This is a genomic window from Succinimonas sp. (assembly GCF_045225735.1).
In the GTDB taxonomy this organism is placed as follows: domain Bacteria; phylum Pseudomonadota; class Gammaproteobacteria; order Enterobacterales; family Succinivibrionaceae; genus Succinimonas.
On the sequence record NZ_JBGVBR010000026.1, the window covers coordinates 1 to 12,923 of the forward strand.

The 12,923-nt window shown below is 54.3% G+C and carries 9 protein-coding genes; 6 read left to right on the forward strand and 3 right to left on the reverse strand.

Annotation, left to right across the window (positions count from 1 at the left end; all coding sequences use genetic code 11):
• The first annotated feature begins 270 nt into the window (after nucleotides 1-270).
• The 3 genes from ACJROR_RS00895 (at nucleotide 271) to ACJROR_RS00905 (ending at nucleotide 4,553) form a co-directional block, all read left to right on the forward strand.
• Nucleotides 271-522 carry a hypothetical protein gene (locus ACJROR_RS00895; RefSeq protein WP_406545457.1) on the forward strand — a complete coding sequence of 84 codons (252 nt, stop codon included), beginning with the start codon at nucleotides 271-273 and terminating at the stop codon, nucleotides 520-522.
• A 462-nt stretch (nucleotides 523-984) separates the two neighbouring features.
• Nucleotides 985-2,550 (forward strand): TerC family protein, encoded by a 1,566-nt coding sequence (locus ACJROR_RS00900; protein WP_406037895.1) that lies wholly within the window; start codon nucleotides 985-987, stop codon nucleotides 2,548-2,550.
• A gap of 35 nt (nucleotides 2,551-2,585) precedes the next feature.
• Complete coding sequence (locus ACJROR_RS00905) at nucleotides 2,586-4,553, forward strand: hypothetical protein (protein ID WP_406545458.1); 1,968 nt, start codon at nucleotides 2,586-2,588, stop codon at nucleotides 4,551-4,553.
• 83 nt (nucleotides 4,554-4,636) lie between these two features.
• Here the strand turns inward: ACJROR_RS00905 and tilS are convergent, their stop codons facing one another.
• Nucleotides 4,637-6,079, reverse strand: a complete 1,443-nt coding sequence (gene tilS / locus ACJROR_RS00910; RefSeq protein ID WP_406545459.1) for a tRNA lysidine(34) synthetase TilS — start codon at nucleotides 6,077-6,079, stop codon at nucleotides 4,637-4,639.
• Nucleotides 6,080-6,484: 405 nt separating this feature from the next.
• Between tilS and ACJROR_RS00915 the strand changes: the two genes are divergently transcribed.
• Together ACJROR_RS00915 and ACJROR_RS00920 are read left to right on the forward strand one after the other, a co-directional pair.
• Nucleotides 6,485-7,537, forward strand: a complete 1,053-nt coding sequence (locus tag ACJROR_RS00915) for a hypothetical protein (protein WP_406545460.1) — start codon at nucleotides 6,485-6,487, stop codon at nucleotides 7,535-7,537.
• A gap of 496 nt (nucleotides 7,538-8,033) precedes the next feature.
• A complete protein-coding gene (locus ACJROR_RS00920; RefSeq protein ID WP_406545461.1) occupies nucleotides 8,034-8,252 on the forward strand; it encodes a hypothetical protein in 219 nt (72 codons plus the stop codon).
• 389 nt (nucleotides 8,253-8,641) lie between these two features.
• On the opposite strand, the gene ACJROR_RS00925 is transcribed toward ACJROR_RS00920, so the two are convergent.
• Nucleotides 8,642-9,160, reverse strand: coding sequence for a hypothetical protein (locus ACJROR_RS00925; RefSeq protein ID WP_406037869.1), 519 nt, complete (start codon nucleotides 9,158-9,160; stop codon nucleotides 8,642-8,644).
• 304 nt (nucleotides 9,161-9,464) lie between these two features.
• On the opposite strand from ACJROR_RS00925, the gene ACJROR_RS00930 reads away from it, so the two are divergent.
• On the forward strand, nucleotides 9,465-11,876 hold the full coding sequence (locus ACJROR_RS00930; RefSeq protein WP_406545462.1) for a protein kinase domain-containing protein: 2,412 nt from the start codon (nucleotides 9,465-9,467) through the stop codon (nucleotides 11,874-11,876).
• Nucleotides 11,877-11,886: 10 nt separating this feature from the next.
• Here the strand turns inward: ACJROR_RS00930 and ACJROR_RS00935 are convergent.
• A partial coding sequence (locus ACJROR_RS00935) for an OB-fold protein (RefSeq protein ID WP_406545463.1) occupies nucleotides 11,887-12,923 on the reverse strand: 1,037 nt, incomplete at its 5' end.

The following is a 12,923-nucleotide window of genomic DNA, read 5'->3' on the forward strand; positions in this document are numbered from 1 at the left end:
GAATAGAGGGCAGAGAAGAGGGCAGAGAAGAGGGCAGAGAAGAGGGCAGAAGGGAAGGTGAGGAAAAAACAGTTGTCTGTTTTTACAAAAAGGGTTTAATCCCAAGGGATGAGGCATCAGCAACACTCGGCGTAACGGATCAGGAATTTGAAATATTGCTGCAAAAATATTGCTGACAGTATTTCCGCTGTCTTTATTGTTCTGAAAGTGTTTCGGTTTTACGTTTTCAGCCGTTCATAGAGCCGGTAATGAGTGTTGCGGTAACAGGAGATGAAGACGATGGATCTTTCAATCAGAACCTCGGAAGAATTTCATGACTATCTTGAGAGGGAATGCCAGAATGCTGCTGAACAGGGCAGAATAGAGGGCAGAGAAGAGGGCGAGAAAATAGGCGAGGCAAGGGGTAAGATAAGCGCTGTTCTAGACTTGTACATAGCAGGCTTTATCGCAAGAGATGTGGCATCAGCGCAACTCGGCGTAACGGATCAGGAATTTGAAACATTACTGCAAAGCCGTAGCTAACAGTATTTTTTGCTGACTTTTCCCGCTTACGATGACAGCACGGTATTCGGAGGTGATTTCCGATGCCGGCACTGTTTTTTTTTCTGAAAGTTCTCCCCGGTGTATACGGACAGGTCAGAGACTTTTTCTGTTCCAAAGGAGCTGTTTTATCCCCTGTCAGAGCTTGCGTGGCGTTCTTCCTTTTATATTTCTCCTTCCTGAACACCTCATTCACCCTGCTGTTCTCCTCACTGCCATCAGCCGCATTCCGGTCAGGCTCCCGGCGTTATCTCCGGTTCCGGTTTTTGCGTCCTGGAGAATGGTTTTGCCGGCCCGTGTTCCGGATATCCCGCTTTTGCCAAAGAAATATCCCGTGAATTCCGGTTCTCTATGTATAATTGATTTATCAATGACGAATATTTGTCTGAATTCCTTTATTTTTCCCCATTCTGTTCGTACGGAGAATCGCTGAACGTGTTTGACATGATGTGGATCTATGATCCGTCCGCCTGGCTTGGACTCCTCACCCTGGTGGTGCTGGAGATAGTCCTGGGCATCGATAATCTGGTGTTTATCGCAGTGCTGGCTTCCAAGCTTCCCTTGAAAATGCAGGACAAGGCCCGTTATGTCGGACTGGGAATGGCTCTTCTGGTAAGACTGCTCCTCATCTCCTGCATTTCCTGGATTGTCACCCTGACAGAACCCCTGGCGGAGCTTTTCGGGGTGGAGTTTTCCGCGCGGGACATCATTATGCTGGCGGGAGGCGCCTTTCTTCTTTACAAGGCCACGGCGGAGCTTCATGACAAGCTGGAGGGGCAGGAGGAACGGGTTTCCGAATCTAAGGCGGCCACTCATGCCTTCGGTCTGGTGGTCATGCAGATCGTGGTTTTGGATGCGGTGTTCTCCCTGGATTCCGTGATCACCGCCGTGGGCATGTGCGAGCATGTGTTTATCATGATGTTTGCCGTGATTATCGCCATGATCATCATGGTCTGGAGCTCCCGGCCGCTGACGCTTTTTGTGAGCCGGCATCCCACCCTGGTGATCCTCTGTCTCAGCTTCCTCCTCATGATCGGCTTTTCTCTTCTGGCGGAGGGCCTTCATATTCACGTGCCCAAGACCTACCTCTATGTGGCCATCGGGTTTTCCATCCTTATCGAAATCTTCAACCAGATCGCCCGGAAAAACAGTCTCCGGCTCAGCTCCAACATTAAGAACAGCCGGGAGCTGGCGGCGTCTCTGGTGCTCCGGATCCTGGGATCCCGGAACGACAGTCAGGTGCAGTCCATCAAGGAATCCATCGTGGCGCCCCCGGAGGCGGTGTTCGATTCCGCCGAAAAGGACATGGTTTCCCGGGTGCTGCAGCTTTCCAATCAGCCGGTACGCTCCATTATGACCGCCCGCCGCGATGTGGTGATGGTGGATATCTCCCAGAGCCGGGATGACATCATGAAGGCTCTGGCCGACAGCCCCTACAGCCATCTTGTGGCCTACCGGGACGGCAACCGGGACGCCCCCATCGGCATTATCAACAAGTCCGAGGTGCTGACCCAGGAGGTTATTGCCGGCCGGGACGGCATCGATTTCGGGAAGCTGGTGAAGCAGCCCCTCATGATCCCGGAAACCGTCAGCGTGCTCAAGGCGCTGCAGGAGGCGAAGAGCTCCAAGATCTACAACGTGCTGGTGCTGGACGAATTCGGCAACTACGAGGGTTTAGTGACCATGCACGACATTATGGAATGCTTCTCGGGGGATCTCCCGGAGCAGAGCGAAATGGCCGAGCTGCGCCGGCTGGACGACGGCTCCTTTCTGGCCCGGGCGGACATCCCGCTGTCGGAGCTGGAAATGCGCGCCGGCTGTCATATCGACCCCAGCGCCCACTACCACACTCTGGCGGGCTTCATTATCGAAACACTGCAGAACCTGCCGGAGGCCGGCACGGAGCTTATCCGGAACGGCTGGCTGTTCCGGATTACCCAGGTTGAAAACAACACCGTGGCCCAGGTGCGGATCTTCCGTCTGGAGGATACCGCCTCCGGGCAGGAATGATTTTGCAGGCTTTTTAATCATCAGGGAGAGCTTTCATGAGCAATATTTTGAGCTCCTGGCTTAAGAACAACGAACACGAGGTTATTCTTTGTTCCCTCTGCTTTATGGCATTGTCCTTCTCCTTCCTGAACCCGCTGTGGTTCGGGCAGGCTCCGGGGTTTGACGGCTCTCTTTTTGCGGTCGTCGGCAAAATGTTCGCCGAGGGGGAGGTGCTGTACCGGGATGTGATTGACATCAAGGGGCCGGGCATCTTCTTCATGGATCTTATCGGCTACCGCATCGGCGGCTTCCGGGGCATCGCCTTTATTGAAACCATCCTGCTGGTCTTCGGCGTGATCTCCCTGGATCTGGCCATGCGGGTATTCCGGCTGAGTCCTCTGGCCCGCTTCTGTTCCATTGTCATGGTGCTGACATTGCACGGCTTCCGTTACTATTACGGCAACATGACGGAAGACTTTGCCCTGTACTTTTCCATGATCGCCAGCTACCCCTTCGCCCTGATGCTGGGACTCCGGCGGTTCAGCTGGCGCATGGGGCTTTTCGTGTCCGTGCTGTTCGGGCTCACCGTTTCCATGCGCATCAATAACGGCGCCTATTTCGGGGCCTGGTATGCCATGCTGTTCCTGTTCCTCCTCTGCAACAAGAAGTATCTGGGGGCTCTGGGCCTGTTTGCCAGCAGCCTCATCGGGCTGGCTCTGGTATTCGGAGGCTTCGGGCTTTACTTCTACCATCAGGGCGGCATGCCCCTGGTGAACGAGGCGGTGTTCTACAGCATTTCCATATTTTTCAAGGACGGCGCCTACGGCACTCCGGGGTTCAGCATTCTGGCCGGACTTACGGGACTTTTTCGGACCGGGCTTCTGCCGCTGTTTCTGGGGATGACGCTGGTGCTGTTCCGGAAGGACAACTACCTCATTATGAATTCTCAGTATAACGATCGGAACTGGTTTATGCTGTATCTCATCCTGGGCATCATCTTTGCGGTAATCGCCAACAGCGTTTCCGGCCATATCTTCGATCATTACGACGAGCTCTTCCTGCCGTTCATGTTCCTGCCCCTGGGCTTTCTGGTGCATCGCTACCTCCACGTGATCCAGGACATTAACATCAGCTTCCTTACCATCTTTTTCCTGATCATCTATCTCCTGTCCGAGCATATTCTCTGGACATGGGATCATCACGAGTGGTCTCTCTACACCGTCTGGACTCACGTGGGAATTGACACCCTTATCGCCGGAGGACTGGCCGCGGGGCTGTTCTTCCTGAGAAAGCTGGCCGGCCGCTACTGGCACAGCCATACCATGTTCCTGTGCCTCAGCATCATCGCCGCCTTTATTCTGGGAGTCTATGCCATCGTTCTGGGTTATTCCCGGGGCCGCCCCTGGGATGAGAACACGCAGGAGATCGTGGACGTCATCAAGGCCCGGACTCAGGATCAGGATCGCATCTGGGTGGAGGGAGACGCGCCGCAGTACTACCTCTGGACCGACCGCAATCCCGCCGCGCCGCATCTGTTCTTCGGCAATGTCAACCCCGGCTACGATGTGCGCATGAAGGTGCTGAGCTCCATCACCTTCTTCAAGCCCCGGTTTATCGTCATTACCGGCAAGAAGCTTAATGCCTACCGGGATGCCGAAGCCCGCAACATGGTGGAAACCGCCTTCAGCTATTCCGAGCAGATGTTCTACCGCTATATCTTCAGCAATTACGAGGAGGTTACCCCGCGGCTTTTCTGCCTTAAGAGCGGTGACGGCGTGAGCAGCGTGGCGGTGAGCCAGAGCGACATGAATGCCGCCAGTGACAACGATGACAGCGAGACCCGGGATGCGGCAGACGGCAATTCCGACAGCAAAGCTGCCGATGAAGCCGCATCCGGCGAGCTTCTCCTGATTGACGGCGGGGTATCAGAAAATGCTCCCGCCGCGCCCGCCCCTTCTGAAAAAGCTCCGGAGACCGGCAGCGGGAAGGGCGAACCTGTAGAGCTGCCCCTGAACGGCGGCTGATGCGGAGCCGGGCATGACCGGGCCGGCCCCGGCATGCCGTCTCCGGCAAACTGATTTAACGGCCAGCCTGCTCTTTCTGCCCGCTAGGCCGGTATTTCCCCGTTTTCATTCCTTATGAGAAGCCGCCACCCGGAGCTCGCCGGCTTCGGAAAGCCCCGCTCGTCCTTTTCTTCGCTTTCTCCGTAAGCTTCCCTTCCTGACACCGTATCCCGGAGATGCCAGACTCCCATAATGGCCCCGTTTTGGATCCAGACGGGATAAAAGCCTCTGAGACTGGCCGGGATGCGGTTTTCCTTCCAGAAGTTTTTCAGGAGAGAGTGTCCCTGCCGTCCCGGGAAGCGGAGCTTCAGGGAGAGCTCCGGGAGAAAGCGGAGGGTGATTTCCGGAGGCAGCGCCGGCTTAATATCATGGGAAGCCGCCAGGGCAGGAGAAGCCGCTCCCGCCGGAACAATGCGGAACCGGAAGCGGCCCCATTGGCCCAGAAGCTCTGTTCCCGGAGCGTTTTCCGGCGGGAGCAGCCTGACCTCGCAGCCCCGGAGTTCCTCCAGAACGGCCGGAGCGGTAAAAATGCGGTTCCCGGAGAGGGCGATGCGTATGCCGTTTTCCAGAACAAAACCGATCTTTTCCGGAGTGTCCTGCTCCCACATCCGAAAAAGCTCCTCCAGTTTTCCATGGGAGAGGGAAAGATCTCTTTTCCGGAGATAGGCTCTCATAAGGAGGATTACCGTATCCCGATCCTTTTCCGGCGAGAAGCCCGCGAGATCCAGTCCCGGAGCGGCCGGCTCCGGCAGCCTGACGGCACAGCGGGAAACCAGATCGTCAAGATAACTCTCAAGCACCCGATCCTCCATGGCGAGATGGGCCATAGTGAGGGCTGCGCTTCCAGGGCAGTCCGGAAAGCGTTCCTTAAGAAGCGGCGTCACCCGGTTCCGGATAAAGTTCCGGTCGTAGCTGTTATCCCGGTTGGTGGGATCCGTTACGAAGGAAATGCCGTGTTCCCGGGTGTACTCCTCAATGTCCCTTCTGGTGAGAGACAGAAGCGGCCGGGCCAGAGTTCCGTTGCAGAAGGGCTTTTCCGGCTTCATGGAGGTAAGCCCCCGGAGGCTGCTCCCCCGAAACAGGGCCAGAAGCGCTGATTCCAGCAGATCGTCCTGATGGTGCGCCACAAAAAGCACCGGATTATTAAGAGCCAGCATATGCCGGGAAAGCGCCTGGTAGCGGGCTTCCCGGGCGGCGGCCTCCACGGATCCCCGGGAGGTGTCCACGGTGACGTGCTCCGCGGTAAACGGGATATCAAGCTCCCGGCAGCGCTCCCGGCAGAAAACCGCCCAGTCATCCGCAATGCTCTGGAGATGGTGGTGCACATAAACGGCTTCAATGCCGGAGGCTAGACTGCGGTTGCGGGCGGCCAGATCCAAAAGCGTTGCGGAGTCCGCTCCGCCGCTGAAGGCGATGATCCAGGGACGCCCGGCCCAGAGTGTCCAGTCGGGCAGCTCCGGGAGAGCAGGGGAAGTTTTCATATTCATGGCGATTCCGGGCCTCGGCGCTGAAAAAAACTGCTAAATGCGAAACTGATAAATGCAAAGATGCCCGCGTGTCTCGGGAGCCTTTGGCAGTTCCCCGGGGCAGGCATGTTTGCGGAGCTATTTTACTCTAATGCCGGAAAATCCCAAGAGGACGCTTTATCCGTCCCTGTCTCCAGTCTCACCTCCTGAAAATCATGTCTCCTCGCAAATCACCGGTCTAAAACTGGTCAAAAAATAAGCAAAATCCTTTAAATTAGCGAGTTTTATGCCAAAAATTTGTGTTTTTCTGACTGTTTTTGCAAAAAGTGTTTACATTTCTCCCGAAAGCACTACAATTTCTATATCAATCATGAGCAATCGCTCAAAAGGTTTTATATTGACATCACTTTAATAAGGAGGATTATCTTGGGAGAAAAAGATACCGCGGCAAAGCATTACTTTGCCAACGATGCTTTTTTCGCCGACGCCTTTAACTTCTTTCTTTTCAGCGGCAAAAAAGTCATTAAGCCCGAGGAACTCAGCCCTATGGATTCCACAGAGGCGGCCAGGATTTTCGGGGAAAAGAGCAGCACTTCAGTGCAGCGTCATCGCGACCTTCTGAAACTCTGGGGCGCCAGAGAAAACGAGGACGCAGTGTTTATGCTCCTGGGACTGGAGCTTCAAAGCACAGTTCATTACGGCATGACAGCGCGGAACATGCTTTATGATGCCTTGAGTTATGCAACTCAGATTTCCGATATCAAGCGTCTGCGCAAACGGCAGAAAGCCGGGAACACCGGAAATAATGATAATGCCGGCAATAATGATGATGCGGAATTGACGTGTGAAAATGGCGTAGTTACGATCAGAATGACAGACAGCGCGGAATTTCTGTCCGGCATGAAAAAAGACGATAAACTGAAGCCCGTTATTACGCTGGTGCTGAACCTGAGCGGCAAGCCCTGGGACGGTCCCACGGAACTTCATGAAATTCTGAACGTAAAGAACAGGGAGCTTTTGCAGTACATCAACAATTACCGACTTAACATCGTTTCTCCCGCAGAGATAGAGGACGATGATTTTAAGAAATTCAGCACCGCCTGCGGATTTGCCCTTAAGGTGGTCAAGCACCAGAATGATACCGGGCTCGCTGATGTGATCAAGAAACAGAAAAGTACTGATTTGGAAACTGCGGACTTTATCAGCGCGTTTATCAAACATAAGAAAATATTTCAGGAAAAAGATACCAATGAGGTTGATATGATGAACGGATTAGATCTCTGGGAACAGAAAGTTAAGGTTTTAGAGGCGATTGGGATTCTGAAAGACAAAGGGGATTCTGATGAAGCCATTGTGAATTATGTTACTAAACGGCATCCGGTAACCCCGGATTATGTACGGAAGCTTATGAAGGAACAGACTGAAACTCTTCCGGAAGAGGCAAAAACTCAGGCTTCCTCTGTTCCTGCCGGGGCATAACATTGGGAGCCCCCCCGGCGGTTAAAGGGATCTCCTGCCCTTGCTTGCATCCCAGATGGGAGAGCGGCGCCGCAGCTGTAACATACTATAAAATTAGTTGCAAAAACGGTGAGAAATGGCTTCAGGCAAGGTCTCACCGCTTATTTTTTTTTGTGTTGTGGCTGCGTAAGGATTTGGGCATCCTCAGATAGCCATGTCGGCTTCATGAAATTCCTGACGCAGGAGATGCCGGCTTCCGGCGGATCCTGAACAGCCAGCGGCCTGACATTAACATGATTGTTACGCCCAGGCTTTCTGAAGATGCGGATAACGGATATTTTGTGAACTGAGCACCGCCTGCGGATTTGCCCTTAAGGTCGTCAAGCACCAGAATGATGCCGGGCTCGACAAACTGATTAAGGAGCAGAAAAGTACCGATACGGAAACTGCGGACTTTATCTGCGCGTTTACCAAACACAGGATAATTTACCAGGAAAGAAATACCAATGAGGTTAATATGATGAATGGATTAGATCTCTGGGAACAAAAAGTTAAGGTTTTAACAGTGATTGATACCCTGAAAATCCAGAAGCAATCTGATGAATACATCGTGGATTTTGTTGTTGAACATTATCAGGTCACCCCTGATTATGTGCGGAAGTTTATGAAGGAACAGCCTGAAACTCTTCCGGAAGAGGCAAAATCTCAGACTTCCTCTGCTCCTGCTGGGGCATAACATTGGAAGCCCCTAGCGGTTAAAGGGATATCTCCTGCCCTTGCCGCATACCTGACGGGAGAGCGGCGCTGCAGTTGTACACACTATAAGCTGATCGCAAAAACGGTGAGAAATGGCATCAGGCAAGGTCTCACCGCTTATTTTTTTTGTTGTTGACTGCGGATTAACGGCAGAAGACATAGCCCATGGATATGCAGCAGCGGAATACCCTGATGGTGCGGCGGAGCAAGCAGCGCCCCGGAAAATTCCTGAGACCGGCAAGAATGCGGAACGGCAAAGAGGGGAGAAGCGGGGAAGGGGACAAAGGAACAGCAGAAGCCGGAAAGCGGAAAAAGCGGCTCCGGGGGAGACTGGGACTTCAGGGAGGCCGGGCCTCCCTGTTTCAGGGCTCAGTCTTCGAAGAAGTTCGGGGAGACCCGCTGTTTCGGGCGGCGTTCCCGGGGCTGGTTTTCCTGAGCGCGCATAATCACGGAAATATACTCGTTCAGGATAGCCAGATTCCGGTTCATGAGCATGGAGTCAAAGCTTTCATCAAAAACCTCTGAGGTCCAGAAGCTGTCCAGATGAATAATGCCGGAGCTCCTGCTCTTGACCACAATGTCCATGGCCCGGGCGACGATTTCATCAGGAGTGTATACCGAGTAATCATGGGTAATGACCTCGGCGCAGGGAAGCGTAAAGAATTCCTTTAGCTCCATGATGGTGATCTCGCTGCCTTTTCTGGCAATGATCTTTTTGTTGCCTATAGCTATGCCGTGTTTCCATGGCGATGACAGCTCCGAGGGATCCGGCGTCCGGATATGGGTGCCCCGGGGATAATCTGCCTTAGGCTTGTTTTTATCTGTCTGCTGTATTTCCGGAAGTCTGTCAGGCGAGATATCTGAGATGAGATTCGTTAAAATATCCATAGTTTGCGTGTCCTTAAAATCAGGCAAAGTGCCAAATATTTACTGAATAACGACTAATTTTTATCAAATATACGTTGGTATTATCACAATAGCACAACCCCTGTCAAAAATCCATGATTAATGCATCCGATATGAGAATCTGTTTCCGGATCAGAAAAAATGCACTTTTTTTGTCCGGTTTTTCAGGTCATCTTTGCATCTTTCTCCCTGAGACTATGAATCAATCCGGCCCCCTTAAACGATGTGATCCCTCTCCCCGAAACTATGAATCCGGCGGGAGATTTTTTCTGCAGCGGGGATTACCATGACTGCCGGGGATCAGCGGAATCATAAGGAAACGGGTGCGAGGCTTCAGATGGAAACGAGAATCAACAGCAGGGAGGCGCCGGCAGAAAGCACCCGCATCAGGGAGGATAACGAAACCGCTCCTGACATCACGGGAGCGCTGCTTCCTGACGGCTTCCATGTTATTAAAAGACTGGATTTCCGTTCCGGAGAGGCTGATATCTATGAGTGCTCCCGTAATTCCCGGGAGCAGCTCCTCCTTAAATACTACCGCAGAACCGATGCCGTGAAGGAATCCGTTCTGAGAAAGCTCCGGGACATCCGAAGTCCCTTTGTGGCTCCCGTTTATGCGGCGGGAGTTTATGAGGGACACCAGTATGTGATTATGCCCTGGTACCGCCGGGGCAGTCTCGCTGATGAGCTTGCTGCGGGGAAACGTTTCACCCTCCGGGATCTTAAGAGCCGGATCATCCCCTCGGTAAACGAAGCCCTCCGGGTTATTCACAGCGCGGGGATTATTCACCGGGATCTTAAGCCGGCCAATCTTATTCCTGATGATGACGGCCGGAGGATTCTCGTTATCGATTTCGGCATCAGCTCTGATACGGACGGGAGAACTCTGGTAAGAACCAGCACGGGCATGACTCCTCTTTATGCCGCTCCGGAGGCGGTGCAGGGGATTTTTCACCGGGAAAGCGATTACTACTCTCTGGGCATCACCGTATTTGAGCTCTTTGCCGGTTTTACTCCTTTCCAGAATGCCGGACTTTCTCCCGAGGAGTCCGCTCGGCTGGCGGCGGTGAACAAAATCAGCTTTCCGGACAATTTCCCCGGGGAACTCCGGGATCTGGTGCTGGGGCTTACCTACCGGGATATTTCCGGGCGGAATGACCGGGATAATCCCCACAGAAGGTGGGGGTACCCGGAGGTTTCTGCATGGCTTAAGGGGGAGAAGCAGCCGGTGCCGGGAGAATATGCTCCCAAAACGCCCCCGGAGTTTGCCGGTTTCCCTCCCTATCTCTTTAACGGCATAAAATACCCCGATTCCGGTTCCTTTGTCCGGGCGCTCCTGGCGGATCCGGAACCGGGGATCCGGGAACTGGGCCGGGGCATCATTTACCACCATTACAGTCTTTATGACGAAGCCAAGGCCGCCATGGCGCGCCGGGCGGAAGAGGCTCTGGCAAACTCTCCGGCGCAGGCATACGGCATCTTCTGCTCTCTTATGTACCATCTGGATCCCTCCGTAAAGGAGCTTTATGCGGACGGCCGGGGGTACGGGAGCATGGCGGATCTGGCCCGGGATCTCCTGAAGGAAGCCAATGCCGGAGGCGACACCAGACTGATTAACCATGGGGCTTCCCTGTTCCGGACGGATTTTCTGGCCTATTACGCCGCGGAAATCGTTAAAAGCCCGTCCCTCGGGGAGATCCTTTCCCGTCTCAGGAGGATCACAGGAAGGCGGGATCTTTCCGACCGGGAGATCGCCTGCATTCTGGGCTGGTCATTTTCCGGAGAGCGGAGCTTCCGGGCCGGAAGCTCCGTATATCAGAGTCCGGAGGATTTCAGGAGCAAAATGCAGCATCTTCTGGAATGCGATCCCTCCGGATATGCGCGCTGTATTGCCGCCGCCGCAAAGGATCTTCTTTTTGCGAGCGAGTTCCTGCCGGACAGAAATGCCGCCGCAATCATTAAAAAAGCTCTTAATGCGAGACCTCCCGCAAGGGATAACCCCGGAGATCCTGAGAAGACCAATACGGCAGCGGAAGGAGGGAAGGGCCGGAGACACGGAGGAGCCGTTATCATTGCAGCGCTCCTTCTGGCAGGAGCGGCCGCTGTCTTCTGGCAGCATCATTCCGCCGGCGAGGCCTGTCAGGACTGTATCCCCACCCGCATCCCGGAATCCGGGATGCGGGGAGATCCCGCCCCGAAGGAAAGCCCGAACCTGTCCGGAGCGGAATCCCCCGGCTCCGGATCTCAGCGCTCCCGGTATCTCAGCCGGGGCTTTGCTCTCGAGAAGAAAAACGAAAAGGCTCTGGCCCTCCGGAATTTTGAAGAGGCCTGCCGGCTTAAGAGCTCCAAAGGCTGCGCGAGAGCGGGCTGGTATTATCAGAACGGCTCTGGAACAGCGCAGGATTACGGCCGGGCCCGGGAGCTTTATGAGCTTTCCTGCGGCATGAATGACGGCATGGGCTGCTCCAATCTGGGCTGGCTTTATCAGCAGGGTCTGGGAGTCAGCCGGGATTACGCCCGATCTCTGGAGTATTACCGGAAGGGCTGCGATCTTGATAACGGGCATAGCTGCGCCGGTCTCGGGTATCTCCACAGGTACGGCCTCGGGACGGCGAAGAATCGGACAAAAGCCCGGAGCTTTTTTGCCCGGGCCTGCCAGCTGGGGCATCGCAAGAGCTGCTCCCTGGCTCAGGAATAGCGGGGGGATCCTACCGGGTCTTTTTCACATAGGTGTTCACCAGGGTTAAGTCCGGGATCTCCGTATCGGGCACCATAAGCTTTCCGGTGGCGGGATCCACGATCTTCTTGTAGATAAGATACTGCCAGACCGCGGCTTTCATGGCGCTGATTCTTTTCTGTTCCGGGGGGCTCAGCCGGGGCTTAACGCCCTTGAAGACCATGGGAAAGTAGGCGCTTCCGAAGACGCTCTCAAAAAGCTCCTGATTGGTTTCGCAGGAGCCCTTCAGGCATTCCTTCATAAAGGCGGGGGATTCCGCGGCGATAAGATAGGTCAGCGTCCAGTTCCCCAAATCCGTAATGTTAACTTTAAAGTTGCCCTGCTGAATGCCGGCAATGGCCGCGAGCTTCGTTTTTTCGCAGTCATCGGCATAGCGGTCAATGAATTCGCAGTCCTTCGCCTCCGGGGTTTCGTCCGTGATGCCGGCTCCGGTGCACAAAAGCGCGGTATCCTCATCCTTTTTGAGGGCGGCTATTTTGGCGGCATCTGCTGCGGGACTGGCAAAGACGGCCCGGACAGCATGGGGAGAGGTTTTGTCGCCGGCCCGGAAGAAAAGCTCCGGATCCTTTCCGGCGGCATTGCGCACCTCGGCCACGGTTCCTCTGAGAAGCACCCTCTTATCCAGAAAATCCTGATTCCCCCGGGCCTGACTGATTTCATAGGTGGCGTACATGGCGCGGGCGGAGGATTTTTTGAAGGAGATCTTTGTTGAGAGGCAGTAGTCAAACATGGTAACGGCGCCATGCTTAATGGCTTCCCGATCCTCCTTCATCATGGCTTCATTAATTTTCATGACAAACTGTTCCCTTTCCCGGAAGAGGGCTTCGTCAGCGGGAGCCTGAGCGTTCTCCTCGGCATTATCAGGAGCGTTGGCCGCGGCGAATTCTGCCAGAGTCAGGGCCTGGCATTCCCAGGAAACAGTCCCGGCAAGGGTAAAAAGGAGCAAGGAATTTATGAAGGACTTCAGCATGAGGAACCACCCTGACAAAAAAGGATTGCAGTTTGAGA

Bases quoted from the DNA above. Each gene is read 5' to 3' on its own strand.
- ACJROR_RS00895 (WP_406545457.1), top strand. From the start codon at position 271: ATGAAGACGATGGATCTTTCAATCAGAACCTCGGAAGAATTTCATGAC.
- ACJROR_RS00925 (WP_406037869.1), bottom strand. From the start codon at position 9,160: ATGGATATTTTAACGAATCTCATCTCAGATATCTCGCCTGACAGACTT.
- ACJROR_RS00905 (WP_406545458.1), top strand. From the start codon at position 2,586: ATGAGCAATATTTTGAGCTCCTGGCTTAAGAACAACGAACACGAGGTT.
- ACJROR_RS00900 (WP_406037895.1), top strand. From the start codon at position 985: ATGATGTGGATCTATGATCCGTCCGCCTGGCTTGGACTCCTCACCCTG.
- ACJROR_RS00920 (WP_406545461.1), top strand. From the start codon at position 8,034: ATGATGAATGGATTAGATCTCTGGGAACAAAAAGTTAAGGTTTTAACA.
- ACJROR_RS00930 (WP_406545462.1), top strand. From the start codon at position 9,465: ATGACTGCCGGGGATCAGCGGAATCATAAGGAAACGGGTGCGAGGCTT.
- tilS (WP_406545459.1), bottom strand. From the start codon at position 6,079: ATGAATATGAAAACTTCCCCTGCTCTCCCGGAGCTGCCCGACTGGACA.